The sequence below is a fragment of the Gordonia sp. IEGM753 genome, assembly GCF_050321825.1.
Taxonomy (GTDB): Bacteria; Pseudomonadota; Gammaproteobacteria; order Pseudomonadales; family Pseudomonadaceae; genus Aquipseudomonas.
Genome location: NZ_JBNQGB010000009.1, coordinates 132,773 through 148,310, shown reverse-complemented (window position 1 = coordinate 148,310; position 15,538 = coordinate 132,773). Strand labels below are relative to the sequence as shown.

The 15,538-nt window shown below is 58.8% G+C and carries 16 protein-coding genes; all 16 read right to left on the bottom strand.

Annotation, left to right across the window (positions count from 1 at the left end; genetic code table 11):
• Positions 1–13: 13 nt before the first annotated feature.
• The 16 genes from ACQR3R_RS29155 to ACQR3R_RS29080 all read right to left on the bottom strand — a co-directional run bounded on the left by ACQR3R_RS29155 (position 14) and on the right by ACQR3R_RS29080 (position 15,534).
• Positions 14–943, bottom strand: coding sequence for a PfkB family carbohydrate kinase (locus ACQR3R_RS29155; protein WP_428277946.1), 930 nt, complete (start codon positions 941–943; stop codon positions 14–16).
• The gene (locus tag ACQR3R_RS29150) at positions 936–2,402 is read right to left on the bottom strand and encodes a cytosine permease (protein WP_428277944.1); all 1,467 of its coding nucleotides are present in this window, start codon (positions 2,400–2,402) and stop codon (positions 936–938) included. The genes ACQR3R_RS29155 and ACQR3R_RS29150 overlap by 8 nt, the downstream gene beginning before the upstream one ends.
• 226 nt (positions 2,403–2,628) lie before the next feature.
• Complete coding sequence (locus tag ACQR3R_RS29145; RefSeq protein ID WP_428277942.1) at positions 2,629–3,627, bottom strand: ADP-ribosylglycohydrolase family protein; 999 nt, start codon at positions 3,625–3,627, stop codon at positions 2,629–2,631.
• Positions 3,624–4,301 (bottom strand): GntR family transcriptional regulator, encoded by a 678-nt coding sequence (locus tag ACQR3R_RS29140; RefSeq protein WP_428277940.1) that lies wholly within the window; start codon positions 4,299–4,301, stop codon positions 3,624–3,626. Before ACQR3R_RS29140 ends, ACQR3R_RS29145 begins: the two co-directional genes overlap by 4 nt.
• Positions 4,302–4,534: 233 nt before the next feature.
• Positions 4,535–5,503: an L-arabinose ABC transporter permease AraH gene (araH, locus tag ACQR3R_RS29135; RefSeq protein WP_428277938.1), complete on the bottom strand. Its 969-nt coding sequence runs from the start codon at positions 5,501–5,503 to the stop codon at positions 4,535–4,537.
• A 9-nt stretch (positions 5,504–5,512) separates the two neighbouring features.
• Positions 5,513–7,057, bottom strand: a complete 1,545-nt coding sequence (gene araG, locus ACQR3R_RS29130; RefSeq protein WP_428277936.1) for an L-arabinose ABC transporter ATP-binding protein AraG — start codon at positions 7,055–7,057, stop codon at positions 5,513–5,515.
• Between the two features lie 65 nt (positions 7,058–7,122).
• Positions 7,123–8,127 carry a substrate-binding domain-containing protein gene (locus ACQR3R_RS29125; RefSeq protein ID WP_428277934.1) on the bottom strand — a complete coding sequence of 335 codons (1,005 nt, stop codon included), beginning with the start codon at positions 8,125–8,127 and terminating at the stop codon, positions 7,123–7,125.
• A 126-nt stretch (positions 8,128–8,253) separates the two neighbouring features.
• Positions 8,254–9,072 carry an SDR family oxidoreductase gene (locus ACQR3R_RS29120; protein WP_428277932.1) on the bottom strand — a complete coding sequence of 273 codons (819 nt, stop codon included), beginning with the start codon at positions 9,070–9,072 and terminating at the stop codon, positions 8,254–8,256.
• A 198-nt stretch (positions 9,073–9,270) separates the two neighbouring features.
• The gene (locus tag ACQR3R_RS29115) at positions 9,271–10,146 is read right to left on the bottom strand and encodes an SMP-30/gluconolactonase/LRE family protein (RefSeq protein WP_428277930.1); all 876 of its coding nucleotides are present in this window, start codon (positions 10,144–10,146) and stop codon (positions 9,271–9,273) included.
• 44 nt (positions 10,147–10,190) lie between these two features.
• On the bottom strand, positions 10,191–10,907 hold the full coding sequence (locus ACQR3R_RS29110) for an FCD domain-containing protein (RefSeq protein WP_428277928.1): 717 nt from the start codon (positions 10,905–10,907) through the stop codon (positions 10,191–10,193).
• Positions 10,908–10,998: 91 nt separating this feature from the next.
• Positions 10,999–11,559 carry a DUF1285 domain-containing protein gene (locus tag ACQR3R_RS29105; protein WP_428277926.1) on the bottom strand — a complete coding sequence of 187 codons (561 nt, stop codon included), beginning with the start codon at positions 11,557–11,559 and terminating at the stop codon, positions 10,999–11,001.
• Between the two features lie 16 nt (positions 11,560–11,575).
• On the bottom strand, positions 11,576–12,184 hold the full coding sequence (locus ACQR3R_RS29100; protein WP_428277924.1) for a DUF4823 domain-containing protein: 609 nt from the start codon (positions 12,182–12,184) through the stop codon (positions 11,576–11,578).
• 105 nt (positions 12,185–12,289) lie between these two features.
• Positions 12,290–13,258, bottom strand: a complete 969-nt coding sequence (locus ACQR3R_RS29095; RefSeq protein ID WP_428277922.1) for a radical SAM protein — start codon at positions 13,256–13,258, stop codon at positions 12,290–12,292.
• A gap of 138 nt (positions 13,259–13,396) precedes the next feature.
• Entirely contained in the window at positions 13,397–14,035 is a 639-nt protein-coding gene (locus ACQR3R_RS29090) for a TetR/AcrR family transcriptional regulator (protein WP_008152317.1), read from the bottom strand.
• A gap of 342 nt (positions 14,036–14,377) precedes the next feature.
• Complete coding sequence (locus tag ACQR3R_RS29085) at positions 14,378–15,163, bottom strand: YchF/TatD family DNA exonuclease (RefSeq protein ID WP_428277920.1); 786 nt, start codon at positions 15,161–15,163, stop codon at positions 14,378–14,380.
• Between the two features lie 14 nt (positions 15,164–15,177).
• Complete coding sequence (locus ACQR3R_RS29080) at positions 15,178–15,534, bottom strand: PilZ domain-containing protein (protein WP_428277918.1); 357 nt, start codon at positions 15,532–15,534, stop codon at positions 15,178–15,180.
• Positions 15,535–15,538 lie beyond the last annotated feature (4 nt).

Here is a 15,538-nt window from a genome sequence, read left to right as displayed (position 1 = left end):
CGATAGCAGCAGTTCAGGCGCTGAAAGTCTTGCTGATCAATGCATCCACCTCTGCACTCCCCGGCGACGTCGCCGGCCCCCACCGCGTGACCGCGAGCGCCGCCGCCGCGTTGGCCCGTCGCGCAGCCTCCAGCGCTGGCAAGCCCTGCGCCAGGCCCGACACGAATACCCCGGCATGCGCATCGCCCGCGCCATTGCTGTCTACAGCCTGAACCTCGAACCCCGGCACATGCTGACGGACGCCCTGCTGATTGATCCAGCACCCTTGCGGCCCATCGCGCACCACCATCAATACATCAGACGGTAAATGTTCGCCGAGCAGGGTCAACGCCCCGGCAATGTCCGAAGCACCGGTAAACCGCAGCGCCTCGACGCTGTTGCTGGTCCACAGGTTGATGCGCGGCAACAGCGCCTGCATCAACGGCGCACCCGGCGAATCCACCAGCGGTCCCGGATCGAAAACCACGTTGACGGTGTTCGGCAATCCCAGCACCCAAGTCACCAGCGCTTGGGCCTTGCCGACATGCAACAGGCTGTAGCCACTGACGTAAACGTAGTCGCCCGGCTCGGCCGACACACTGGCCAGGTCCTCGGCGGTCAACTCGCCTTCGGCACCAATATAGGAAATGAAGCTGCGCTCGGCGCCGGCATCGGTCACGGCGACGCACAACCCCGTATCGCGTTCGGCCTTGTGCGCGATGCCGATCCGAATGCCTTCTGCCTGCATCGCTTCACGCGCCAGATCACCGAAGCGACCGGTGCCATGGCGGCCGAGGTAGACCACCGGCAAGCCGTTACGCTGGGCTGCAGCCATCACGTTAAAGCCGCCGCCGGCTTCGAAACTGGCGGATTGCGCCAGCACATCGCCGCCCGATTCAGGCAATTTATCCACGGCCATGACCAGGTCGATTATCACCTGGCCGGTGTGCAACAACTTAGGCATGAGCATTCTCGGTTATTGCGGCGCGACGATCCCTCGCCCCACCGAGCACATAATAGATTCCACCTGCTACCAGGAAGGTCACGATCCAGCCGAGGCCGTTGTGACCGAGCCAGGAATCAGACAGGAATCCGCGAAACCAGACGGTTTTTTCGGTGGTACCGATCGTGGTGAAGCTGAAGCCCAGCACAATCGCCACCGCCCACGCACCAAACGCGCGCCATTCAATGCCGCCGCGGTACCAGTAAGCGCTGCTTGGGCTGACATCCAGCAAGTCTGTGGGGCTGTAGTAATGACGGTGAATCAGGTCGACGATGAAAATCCCGACCCACGCCGTGATCGGCACCGCCAACAACGAAATGAAGGTAATGAACGGGCCATAGAAGCTGTCGGCAATCAGCATGAAGTAGATCGAGCCTGCGAAGATCGCGACGATATCGACCACCACCGCGTACACGCGTTTTACCTTCAGGCCAAGGGTCAACGTGGTCAACCCGGCCGAGTACACCGACAGGTTGTTCGACAACAGCAACCCGCCGAACGCGGTGATCAGGTAGGGCACGGCCATCCAGGTCGGCAACATGTCGCGGATGGCGATGATCGGGTCAGTGGCCGAGGCCAGGTCGTTGTTACCCACCGACAGCAAGCCGCCGAGGGTGATCAGCAACACCAATGGAATACCCGCGCCAAACGCCGCCGAGGCCACCAGACGCACAGCTTTGACGCTGCGGTGTTGATAGCGCGACATGTCGGCACCGGCGTTGGCCCAACCGATCCCGGTGCCGGCAGCCATGGTGCCGACGCCGATGATCATGGCGCTCAAGGGTGCTGGCGTGGCGTTGAATACCGCACTCCAATCGATGGTGGCACAGAGGAAACCACCCACCACCAGGTTCAGCGCACCGAACACGTAGGTCGCCCACTTCTGGATGACCAGCAACGTGGCGTGGCCCAGGCCTGATACTGACAGCGTCAGCAATACGAAAATCGCGATGAACACCAGCGTCAACACAGGAGCGCTCTTGGCTTGCACCGGCGAGTTGAACAGGATCGAGCACAGGGACAGCAGCACGAACGCCGCCGTGGTGGTGTTGACTGTTTCCCAACCCAGGCGCGACATCAGCGAGACCAGCGTCGGACCAATGTTGCCGCGTACGCCAAAGATAGCTCGCGACAGCGTGAGACTCGGCGCTCGGCCACGTCGCCCGGCGATGGAGATGATCCCCACGACCGCGAACGAACCCGCAGCCCCCAGGATAGCGACGATGATTGCCTGCCAGATCGCCAAGCCGCGAAACGCGACCAGCGTGGCGCCCAGCGGCAGGCCGAGGATCGAAATGTTGGCGGCAAACCAGACCCAAAACAGTTGCAGCGGATGTCCGTTGCACTCCGCTTCCGGCACCGGTTCGATGCCTCGGGTTTCCAGTTGCCCGGCGCTTTGCCCGGCGTTCGATGAACTCATGTGAAATGCTCCTGTTGCCATTTTTGTGGTTGTGGGCAATTGCGAGTCGACACAACATCCCGCCAGCCCTGGCCTTGTGTGTGTGCGGTCCGTTGCGGGTGAAAAATCCGAATAAGCGACGCGTCCATTGTCGGAACACCATCGCGAGCAGGCTCGCTCAGACAGTGGTTCCGTGAACGGCACAAATCCCTGCGGCAGAGGCTTTCCCGCGAAGAGGCCAGCCCGGTTAACGCAACGCTAGAAGCCCTGTCACCAATGGCTCCAGCGCCAACCCGTTAACGGCTTTGACTTGTTCGATCATCGCCACCGGCCAGCTCTCAAGGCCCAGGCAGGCCCCAAGCATGGCACCGAGAATCGCCGCAATGGTGTCCGTGTCACCGCCCAGACTCGCGGCCATGCACACGGCTTCGAAGGCGTTCATTTCGCCGATGGCCACTTGCTGGGCCAAGGCAAACGAGACCACCACCGATTCCTGCGATGCCACCGAGGTGCCGATCACGTCGTACATCAAATCGGCGAGCAACGCTTTGTCGCTGTCGACACTGATCGACCGCGCCCAACTAATACGCGAGGCAATACGTCCGCCCGCCACCCAGTGCCCGTGCTTTTCCGCTTGTTGGGCCATCTGCTGGCCGAGGTTCAACGCCTCACCCAGGTCCATGCCGTTGATGCCGGCCGACACCACCGCTGCCACCGCTGCGGCACTGGAGATTCCCAGCGTGGTGTTGTGCGTCACCTGGCAGGCTTGCACCACGGCGCCGATGAACCGTTCCGGGTCGGCGACGTCTGCTGAAATCCCGACCGGAGTAATGCGCATGGCCGCGCCATTAGTCGTGCCGTAGCGCCCGGCCTCTTCTGGTGAATGCCCGGCGAGAATCATTTCGATCGCACGCTTTGTTGAAGGCCCGAGCAAATCTTGCGAACCCTTGGCCTGCATCATCGCTTCCCACTCGATCAAACGCTGGGCCAGTACCGCCGGTTCAATTTGACCGTGGCTTTCGACCAACAACTGCCCGACCAGGATTGCCTGCTCGGTGTCGTCGGTGATCGAACCTTTTGGCATGTTGGCGGCGATGGGTTGATCGGGGCCGGCATCTTCCAGGTCAGTGATTTCACCAAACCGCGCCTTGATCTGGCTGCGGCTGAGAGATTGGGTCGGCATGCCCAGCGCATCGCCCAGGGCCAGTCCATAGAACGCGCCCAAGGCACGGTTGAGCGCAGTCATTTTGACGTTCCAAATTGCAGGTGCAGACGAAAGTGCACAGGATCGAGCAAGCTTTCGACCTGTTCCATGAACCGGCCTTGCCGGTCGTACGTGGTGCGCAAGGCTTTAAGAAATACCGTGCCGACCGGGCATCCGAGCAGTTCTGCATCTTCGGCACTCAACGGCTCGGCACCGATCCACTGATCACCGCGCTCCCCGACGTAGCCATAGGCGGCCAGGGTAATGGTCAGGGAGTTGTCGATCAGCCCCACACGCGGCAGGCTTTCCAGACCACCGGTCGCGGGCATCAACGAACGCTCCAGAGACACCAACGTACCGTCGTTCGCCCGGCGACGGCGGTCCAGGGTAATGAACTTGTCAGTGCCAAAACGCGGCAGCAAATCCGGACGCTCGATAGCCTCCAGTCGCAGCACTTCGGTATTGATCAGCGCCCCACTGTCGGCCAACGCCTGAGCCCAGCCGCTGCGTTGATCCAGCACCACACCGTCGAAGGTGACGATAGAGCCGACACCGCCCTGCGTTGCGATGTAATTGCGCCGTTTCAATTCAGCCAGTGCTTCACGCAACGTGCCTCGGCTGACGTTGAATTCCTGAGCCAGTTGATGCTCGCCCGGCAACAGGAATCCGTCCTCCATGAGGCCGCTTTCGATGCGCCGGATGAGTTCGTCGACCACCCGTTGTTTCTTGTCAAATCGTACCTGTCTAATCATGTACAAAGTGATAACCGATACGGGGGCGGACGGGCAAGGGATATTTAGGGGAAGCGACGGAAGGATGTACAACTGTGGTGAGGGAGCTTGCTCCCGCTCGAGTGCGCAGCACTCGCAAAATCCTGGATCAAAGTAGAGACTTTGGGGCCGCTACGCAGCCCAGCGGGAGCAAGCTCCCTCGCCACAAAAGCTTGGGGTTAGCGCTGTTTCAAGCGGTCGATGACGACGGCCAACAGCAATATCGAACCGCGAATCACGTACTGGTAAAACGTATCGATATTCTTCAGGTTCATCGCATTTTCGATGATCGCCAGAATCAACACCCCGGCGATCACGTGCCGAATCATGCCAATCCCGCCGCTCAACGACACCCCGCCCAGCACGCACGCCGAGATCACTGTCAGCTCAAAACCCTGGCCGATCATCGGCTGGCCCGAGGTCATGCGCGACGCCAGGATCACCCCGGCCAGCGCACCAATCACTCCGTGTACGGCGAAGATGATGATCTTGGTCCGGTCAACGTTGACCCCGGCCAGCAACGCCGCTTCCTGGTTACCGCCGATGGCCATGGTGTTGCGTCCGTAGGTGGTGTAGTTCAACAACCAGCCGAAAAACAGGAAGCACAGGACAGTGATAAGAATCGGCACCGGCACACCAAACAACTGGCCGTTACCGAAGATGAAGAACGACTCCTGCGAGACGCCCACCGCTTTGCCGTTGGCGAAGATATACGCCAGGCCACGAACGATCTGCATGGTCGCCAGCGTGGTAATCAACGCATTGACCCGCAACTTGGCGATCACGATGCCGTTGATCAGCCCGACAATCAGCCCCATCAACAGCGCCGCTACCACGCCGAGAAACACACTGTTGGTGTCGCGCATCACCACCGCCGCGACAACGCCGGCACAGGCAATGACCGAGCCCACCGATAAGTCGAAGTGGCCGGACGCCAGGCAATACAACATGGTGCACGCCGCAATCCCGGTCGTCGAAATCGCCAGGCCCAGGCCGCGCATGTTGAGGGGTGACAGGAAGTTGTCGATCAGCAACGTGCACAGCACAAAGATCCCGATCGCCGCCAGCAACATCACCCAGTCATCGAGAAAGCGCCGCAGGTCCAGCGGTTTGCGTTGGGTTGGCAGGGCGTTGTTTTGAATTGTCATAGTCACCTCTCAGTTCGCCACGCCGTCAGCGCGTTGGCGCGGCAATGCCAGTTGCAGCAGGTTGGATTCATTGGCTTCGGCGCGAGACAATTCACCGCGCATCGCGCCTTCGCAGAGCACCAGGATGCGGTCGGAAATACCCATCACCTCCATCAAGTCGCTGGAGACGACGATCACCGCAATGCCGCTTTCGGCGAGGTTATGAATAATCTGGTAGATCTCGGCTTTCGCACCGATATCGATGCCGCGTGTCGGCTCGTCCAGCAGCAGGACTTTCATTGGCATCGACAGCCAGCGGCCGAGGATGGCCTTCTGTTGATTGCCGCCCGAGAGGTACATGATTTTCTGCGACGCGTTGGGCGTTTTCACTTTCAGCGCTTTGATCTGTTTGTCAGCATTGCCCTTTTCCCACAAACCGCGCAACAGGCAACCAAACGTCGAATGCGCGCCGCGAGCACTGATATTGATGTTCTCGGCGACACTGGCCAGCGGCATGATGCCCTCCTTTTTGCGGTCTTCGGGGCACAGCAAAATGCCGGCAGCAATGGCATCGCGTGGTGAACGCAGTTTCAGTTCATGGCCTCGCAGTTCCAGGCGTCCAGCCGTGTTGCGTGTCAGCCCGCTGAGCATCCGGAACAGCTCGGTTCTGCCCGCGCCTACCAGGCCAAACAACCCGAGGATTTCGCCTTTGTGCACCTCGAAACTCACCGGCTCGCGCAGGCCCGGGCCCAGCAAGCCATCAACCTTGAGCGCCACCGCGCCGCGCTGGCGGCTGCGATAGTCGTAAATGTCCTGAATGTCGCGACCGACCATGCACGTGACCAATTGGTCGTGGGTCAATTGGCTCATGTCCTCGAAGGTCCGCACGAAACGGCCGTCCTTGAACACCGTCACCGCATTGCAGATACGGAACACTTCTTCCATGCGATGCGACACGTAGAGCACGACTTTGCCTTCATCGCGCAGGCGCTCAATGATTGCCATCAGGCGATCGATCTCGCGCGAAGAAAGGCTGCTGGTAGGTTCGTCGAAGGCAATCACATGCGCGCCCCGCGACAACGCCTTGGCGATTTCCACCAGTTGCCGCTGGCCGAGGGACAGGCGCCCGACTTTCTGTTGCGGGTCGATTTCATCGGCCAGGCCTTTAAGGCAGGCCAATGCCTGTTGCCGCAAAGTGCTGCGGTTGATCAGGCCAAAATGTGCCGGCAAGTGCCCGAGAAACAGATTTTCGGCGACGGTCATTTCCGGCACCAGGTGCAACTCTTGATGGATCACCGCAACGCGGTTGGCGATGCTGTCGGCAGTCGACTTGAACACCATCGTTTGCTCGCCGATCTGCAGGTCACCACTGCTGGGGGTGTAAGCACCACCGAGAATTTTCAACAACGTCGATTTGCCGGCGCCGTTCTCACCCATCAAGGCATGAACCTGCCCCGGATGCGCCTCGAAGCTGATCCCGTCCAGCGCCTTCACACCGGGAAACGTTTTGCCGATACCGTTGAAGCGCAAGCTGCCGCCAACGCTGTTTTCCTGTGTTTGTACGTGCGCGTGCATAAACCACCTCATCACACAGATCAGGCAGCCCCGTTGCCGGGGCCGCCACTGAAATCAACCGGCACTCAGTTCCAGAGACCGATTTTTGTCAGCTCCTCCTGGAAGTTTTGCCGAGTAATGAGGGTCACTTCATCCATGGCTGTGTATTTCGGCGGCTCTTTGCCGGTGGTCACCCACTCGTACATCATGACCGCGGTGTTATAGCCCTCGATGTGCGGGCTAGGCAGCATCGAGCCGAAGAAGCCGCTGTCAGGCTTTTTCAGTTCGCCGATGGCGTCGGTGCCGTTGATGCCGATACCGATCACGTTAGTGGCGGCAAACCCGGCGCTTTCGGTGGCGCGCACGCCGCCCAGCACGGTGTTGTCGTTCATGCCGCCGATGATCAGGTTTTTCGCGCCGCTCGGCAGTTTCACCAACGCCGAGTTGGTGGCGTCCATGCTGCCCGGTACGTCGAGGGTTTTCTGAGCGGTGTAAAGAATGTGGTCTTTCGGGAAGCCTGCGTCTTCCAGCGCCTTGACCGAACCGTCAGTGCGTTTTTTGCCGGTGTCGAGTTCGTTGAAGGTGTTGATCACCGCGTAGGTTTCTTTCCAGTCCCAACCGCGTTTTTTCGCTTCGGTGGCCATGGCGCTGCCTTGTTTCTGGCCGACTTCGAACGCCGCCATGCCGAGGTACGGCACGTCTTCCATGAACTTGCCATTGGCGTCGACAAAGCGGTCATCGACAGCAATCACCTTCAGGCCGTTAGCCTTGGCTTTCGCGACAATGGCCGGGCCGAGACCAACGTCCGGTGGGCAGATGACAAAGCCTTTGGCGCCGTTAGCGGCAAGGCTATCAATCGCAGACAGGGTTTTCTCACCGTCCGGTACGGCGATCTTGATGACCGTGAAGCCTTTGTCTTTGCCAGCCTTTTCAGCGAACGCCCATTCGGTCTGAAACCACGGCTCTTCCGCTTGCTTGACCAGAAATCCAATCTTCACTGGCTCGGCGGCCAGTAGCGTACCGCTGAGGCTGACGGCGGTGAAAGCGAGAGCGGCACAGCACAGGGAACGGATCCCACCACGACGATTCATAATCTGACTCCTTGTTATTTTTTTGAGAGTGTTAGAAACCGGTACAGCGTTCGAGCCATGAAGCAAATAGTCATATCGTATGATGATTGGTTTTCAGACGGAGTTCCGCGCCCGAAACCGAAATTATTAGTCGTGGTACATGACCGAGCGCCCGCCATCGATGGTGATGCAGGAGGCATTGATAAACGGCGCTTCATCGCTGGCTAGGAACACAGCGGTCATTGCCACTTCCATCGGCTGCCCGATGCGGCGCGGCGGATGCAGATCCAAGGCGCGCTGACGCTCGGCGTGAGGGTCGTCAAAACCGTTCCAGTAATCGACGTTCAACTGCGTTTCAATGTAGCCCGGAGCGATGGCATTCACCCGAATGCCCTTGGCCGCGTACTCGATGCCCAACGCGCGCGTCAGCCCCAACAAGCCGTGCTTGGCCACCGGATACGGGAAACAGCCCGGGATAATGTGCGTTGAATGGGTGGAGGCAATGTTGATGATGCTGCCAATGCCTTGTTCGATCATCTGCGGCAACACGGCTTTGCAACCAAACCAGGCGCCATCGAGGTCGATGGCGAAGCAGCGGCGCCAGTCTTCCTCGGTCATTTGCAGCGGATCGCGGAAGACGTTGACCCCGGCGCAATTGACCAGCACGTCGATGCGGCCGTGGCGCTGCATGGCCAGTGTGGCCATGGCGTGCAAGTCCTGTTGGCGCGACACATCGGCCTTCATCGCCTGGACGTCAAAGCCCTTGTCTCGCCAGTGCGCCGCGACTTTTTCGACTTTTTCAGCCTGGACATCACTGATGATCAACCGGGCCTGCTGCGAAGCAAATGTCGCGACCATGGCTTCGCCTATGCCCTGAGCCGCGCCGGTCAACAGCACAACCTTGTCTTTCAGGCGCTCACCCTTGGGCGGCTCGGGCACTGGCGGCAGGGAAAGAGGTTCAGCCATAAACCGAAACTCCTTTTTTCAGGCACGACAAAAACCGGGCATCTGTCGATGTCCGGCCTGAAAACTGTTTGGAAAATTCCTGCATCTCTTCACCTGTTTTGTTTTTTTAAGTGTGAGTGCGTGCAACTGATGGAGCCGACTATAAACCCGAGCGGCAAATAATCTCAATATATAATTTTACATCCCATATTTTGGGATTTAACCTGCAAAACGCCGACAAGCCTTTCCGCTCACGCCGACGTCTATCGCCAGTAAGGCCCCGTCCAATGGATGCTCAAGCGGACTCGCTGCACTGGTGATGTAGAGGGTTTTCAGGTCTTCACCGCCGAATACGCAACTGGTCGGGCGACTGACGGGCAGTTCAACCACCCGATCAACCTGGCCATTCGGCGTCAGCCTGAGCAGGCAGCTGCCGTCCCAGCGAGCATTCCAGAGGTAGCCTTGCGCATCCATTGCCGAGCCATCGGGCCCGCCCCGATCACGGGCACCGAACCAGACCTGGGCCGGCTCGAGGTTGCCATCGGTTCGAATGAAATGCCGATAGAGCGTGCCGTCCAGGCTGTCGGCGAAATACAGCGTAGTCGCGTCATCGCTCCACAACAGCGTGTTGGGAATGCCCAGACCTCGAAGCAACGGCGTGACCCGTGCATCGCCATCGATCCGGAATAGTCCGCCAGAGCGGCGCACCACCGGCAGCTCTTCACCGTGCTCGCCAATGTTGTTTTGCATGGTCCCGAGCCAGAGCCGGCCCTGCGCATCGCAGCGAGCTTCGTTGGGGCGATTGCCGGGCTGTGGATCGGCCACGCAAAACAAGCTCAGCCTCGGCTCCAGGCCCGGAGAATCCAGGTCCAGCCGATACACGCCACTGCTCAACGTCACCAACGCATCGCCGCTGTCACATGGAATAAACGCCGATACGTGCTCCGGCATTTGCCAGATTTGCACATTGGCACCGATCAGTCGCAATGCCTGTTTGCCGGCGATATCGACCCAGTACAGCGCTTGGGTCGGCGCATCCCAGAATGGGCCTTCGCCGAGCAAGGCCCGGTGTTGGGTAACCGCAGTCCACTCCATGAATCCTCCTGCATTGTTTTTGTTTCAGGTGGGGATTTTTGTTGTCAGCTGGCTTTTTTGTCGGCCATGACCTGCGGGTAAAAACGTTTGATCGCAAGGTCGGCATTATCGATCAGGGTCATGCAGGCCCACACACCGCGCGCGGCGTCGCGGGCGGCGATGGCCTCAGCCATGTCTTTGTGAATCGGCAGTGTGCGGCGCAATTCGTCGGGGTCGGCGGCAGACACTTCAAAAGACACAGCCAGCAACGCGCCAAGGGCCGGAACCATCTGCTCGATGAATTGATTGTGGCTGGCGGCGAGAATGCACTCGTGGAAGAACTGATCGGCGCGGTTGTAATCGATGCCGCTGTCGACAGCTCGCTCCAAGGCGTTATAGGCCTGAAGCACGGCTTGTATCTGCTCGACAGTCGCCCGCTCGCAGGCCCAGCGCACGGCCATCGGTTCGATGGTGCGGCGTAGATCGAGCAAGTCATCGACAAAGTTTTCCGGCAGGCCGCTGCGTGACAACCAGCCAACCACCTGAGGGTCGAACAGGTTCCAGCGGCGCACCGGCAACACCCGCGTCCCGACCTTGGGCCCGACTTCGAGCATGCCTTTGGCTACCAGGGTTTTGATGGCTTCACGAATGACGGTGCGGCTTACGCCCAATTGCTCGCCAAGGTCGGCTTCGACTTTAAGGGTTTCACCGGGCTTCACCTGACCGGTGGCGATCCAGCCACCGAGCCAGTCGACCGTCGACGCATGAAAACTGCTGGACATGGACACCTCACGGCAGGAACCGCAAAAAACGGTTCGCGATGGCTGTCCACGCTAATCATCATATGATTGGCTGTCAATTTGAATGTGTGGCTTAGGGCTCGAGACCGATGCGAAAGAACTCACCGCCGCTCCACACCCCCAACCAGCGCTGCCCATCAATCTCACGGCTCACCGCCAGTTCCACCAATTGATAAAACACATTGCGATGAATCAGCGCTTCGAGGTTGGTGCGGATGTGTACATAAGGCGCGGGTTCTTGGGTTTGCGGGTCGATCACCACCCGAATCGGATGCTCGGCGCCCGCTTCGGCGGTTTCATCGACGTTGGTGGTAAAGCGCAGGGTTTGAGACTCACCCTCGCCTTCAACATCGACAGCAATCGCCACGAACGGCGCATCGTCGACCTTGATCCCGACTTTCTCGACCGGGGTGATCAAGAAGTAGTCATCGCCATCGCGGCGGATAATGGTCGAGAACAGTTTGACCATGGGTTTGCGGCCAATCGGCGTGCCCAGGTAATACCAGGTACCGTCGCGGGCGATGCGCATGTCGATATCGCCGCAGAAGTCGGGGTTCCACAGGTGGACCGGTGGCAAGCCTTTGGTCTTGGGGATTTGCCCCAACAGGTCGTTGGCTTTTTGCGGGCCACTCATGGCTTTCTCCTTTAAGTTATTGGTCGCTGAGCCCCAGCAGGCTGCGCGCATATTGCGCCAGCGGCGGCCCCATCAGGTCTTCGGGCTTGGTGTCGTGGAACGTCAGTAAACCGCCACGACTTTTGATACGCGCAGTATCAATCAAATACTGGGTGCTGGTCTCGATCAACATGATCTGAACCACGCCAGTGTCGATGCCGAGCCGATCCACCGCTTCCTGATCGAGCCATTCGTCAGAGTTGCCAATGCGGTCATCGGATTTGGCGAATCGAGTGTAAAGAAGGTAGTGAGCGCCGGCTGCACGCGCCTCGCCCATGGCCTGGTCGAGACCTTCTGGCGCTCGGGCGCGCCGAACCATCGGGAAGTATTCGATAAAACCATCGAAGGCCACTTCGGCGATGACATTAGGTCGGGGATAAACAGCGCTGCCGGGCGGTACAAAAGCACCCTGGGCAATGTAGACGAACGAGTCGGGCTGAATGCGCAGGTTATTGATGCGGCGGCTGTCGCTATGATCGAGCAGGCCAGCGTCGCTCATGTGGTAGCGAGTTCCTTCAGCCATATCGCTGACATTCATGCAGCCACCAAGCGCCAAAACGGCCAGCAGCAAAACCAGGCTACGCATCCTATCCTCCAGAGGCCGGTGACGGAAAACCGGCGAATGGCCAGTGGATGCAGCTTCCGCGCCAGCTCGGTAGAAACACCGCCTCCTGGCAGTTGCCGGTCTGGTTTAGCCGCCGATGATCTTCATGATGGTAGCGCCGCCGGAGAAGGCCACTTCCTGCTTGTCGCCCAACGCCTTGACCAGCAAACGCTGCAAGGCCGGCAATGCTTCATGGCGCGGCTTGTCCAGCAGGTCGCCGACGTAGTGGCGATTGCTCGACGACAGACAACCATGCAACCAACCGGTGGACGACAGGCGCAAGCGCGAACAGGTGCGACAGAACGGCACGCTCTCGTTGGCAATCACACCGAAATGACCAAGCCCTGGAATCGCATAGCGCACGGCTGTCGCGTCCACGGGTGCATTGGCCTGAAGATATTCATAGCGTTCGCCAATCAGGCTGAGTAGCTGCTGAAGGCTGACGAACTGCTGCAGGAAGGCATTATTGTCGCTGGCCAGGTGGCCCATGCGCATCAGTTCGATGAAGCGCAGCTCGTAGCCGCGCTCAAGGCAGTAATCCAGCAGCGGCATCACCTGATCAAGGTTCTGACCGCGCAGTGGCACCATGTTGACCTTGATCTTGATGCCGGCCGCACTGGCCTGGTCCATGCCATCGAGCACAGTGGCCAGATCGCCGCCGCGGGCAATACTGCGGAATGCGCTGGCGTCCAGGGTGTCGAGGGAAACATTGATCCGCCGGATACCGGCATCCACCAGCAACGGCAGCTTTTTCGCCAACAATTGGCCATTGGTGGTGAGGCTGATGTCGTCCAGCCCCATTTGACCGACGGCGGTCATGAATGCTTCGAGTTTGGGGCTGACCAACGGTTCGCCGCCGGTGATGCGCAAACGCTCGATACCCGCCGCTTCGATCAAATAAGCGACACCGCGTGCCATGGCGTCGGCCGACAACTCATCCTGCGCAGCGACCAGCCGCTTGCCGTTGGGCACGCAATAGGTACAAGCGTAATTGCAGGCTGAGGTCAGGCTGATCCGCAAATTGCGAAAACGCCTGCCTTGACGATCAACGATCATGGTTACTCCGGCGAAAGGAAATTGGCACGCGCAAAACTTGACTCACAAATCAAGTTTTGGCAAGTCCCATACCTGAGTATATTCCTGCGGTACTGCGCCATGTAGCGAAATAATGGCGCAATCAGGAGGCTGAATGTCTCAGCTGCTCGGGGTGTCGGTGTCGCGCTTGCGCTTGTTGCCCATGCGCACGCCGATGTCCATCAGGAACTGGAAGAAACCTTCCTGATCTTCCAACACATTGCTCCAGAACGGCGAGTGATACAGCGCAACAGCACCGTGCACCAGCGCCCAGGACGCGCAGTAATGGAAGTAAGGCGGCACGTCTTCGAGCTTGCCCTCGCTGATCCGGCCTTTGATCAGCAATGTCAGGCGTTCGAAGTTCGAGGCACGAATCTTGTGCAGTTCCTCGACCATCTCCGGTACCTGATTGCCCTTGACCACTTTTTCTTCCAGGCGATCAAACAAGCGATAGCGTTGCGGGTCGCGCATGCGGAACTCAAAGTAAGCCCGAGACAGCGCTTCCTTGTCTTTATCAACGTCAGCCGAATGCAACAGCTCATTCAAATCGCGCTCGTAATCGAGCATCAAGCGCAGGTAGATCTCTGCCTTGGATTTGAAGTGCTTGTAGATTGTGCCTTTGCCGATACCGACGGCATCAGCAATCATCTCGACGGTGACACTGTCTTCACCCTGATCGAGGAACAGCTTGAGCGCGGTATCGAGAATTTCTTGCTCGCGGCGACGAAACTCACGGACCTTACGAGGTTCTTTATGCATAAGAAAAGGTCTGTAGGGGTCAAAATTCGAAGCCGCGTATTATGCCTAACTTGCGCCAAAATGCACGGATCATCCGACCATATCTGCGGTTCTTGATGATTTCATGCAACATCGAACGTTGATGAGAACTCATCTGAAGCGGGCGTATTCCAAAATTGTTTAAAAACCGGACCGGCTAAACTGGACTCATCGCAATACTGATCAATACTTGAACTGTCGGCGAAACATCTCCCCCAAGTGTCGCGCCGATGAAGGTACCAACGGACCGCGTACCTTTGTTTTACTCCTAATGGTCTTAACCCGGATTCACCCCCCAGAACCCGGGTTTTTTTTGCCTGCGATTTAACCTTTTACGCGTGCCAGCGGGAAAAGTCGCTTGAAGTTATCGGTGGTTTGCTCGGCAAATCGCTCATAAGGTTCGCCCCGCAGCATCGCCAGGAACTCTGCCACTTCTCGCACATATTGCGGGAGGTTCGGTTTACCGCGATAAGGAATCGGCGCCAGATACGGTGAATCGGTTTCAACCAGTAATCGGTCTGCCGGCACTTTACTGGCGACATCGCGCAACGCATCGGCATTTCGAAACGTGACAATCCCGGACAGGGAGATGTAATAGCCCATGTCCAGCGCGGCTTTTGCCATGTCCCAGTCTTCCGTGAAGCAGTGCAGCACGCCAGCCTGCGGCAACGCGGCTTCACGCAGCAAATTTAAAGTGTCGGCGCGGGCGCCACGGGTATGAATGATGACCGGTTTGCCGGTTTGCTGCGCGGCCTGCAAGTGCAGGCGAAACGATGCTTGCTGCAACTGCGCGGCTTCTGGTTCGTAGTGGTAATCGAGGCCTGTTTCGCCGATGGCAACCACGCGCGGGTGGTTCAGCGCCTGCAACAGCCAATCCAGCGCCGGCGCAGCTCCCGGCTGCACGTCCAGCGGATGCACGCCCACCGAACAGTCGACATCGTCGTAACGTTCGGCCAGGGCTTTGACGTCGGCGGCATTCTCGACGCTGACGCCGATACACAGAAAGTGTCCAACCCCACGCTGTCGGGCAGCGTCCAGTGCGGCATCCAGGGAGCCGTTGTGAGCGGCGAGGTCCAGGCGATCAAGGTGACAATGAGAATCTACGAGCATAAAGGGGCTGCAACTTACATCGTATGAGTGGGACGGTCGGACTTGAGGGCTCCGGCCAAGTGGGTTTCGATTCGGCTGCGTGCCGTGTTGTCTCCGTCGTTGAACTGAACGCCAACGCCGGCTGCGCGGTTGCCTTGGGCACCCTTGGGGGTTATCCAGGTGACTTTACCGGCGACCGGAATTTTCTCGGCTTCATCCATCAAGTTCAACAACATGAATACCTCATCGCCCAACTTGTAACTTTTGTTGGTCGGGATAAACAGGCCGCCGTTCTTGATAAACGGCATGTAAGCCGCATAGAGCACGGACTTGTCCTTGATGGTCAGGGACAAGATGCCGTTACGCGGTCCCGGATTAACAGGTTCATTCATGCTG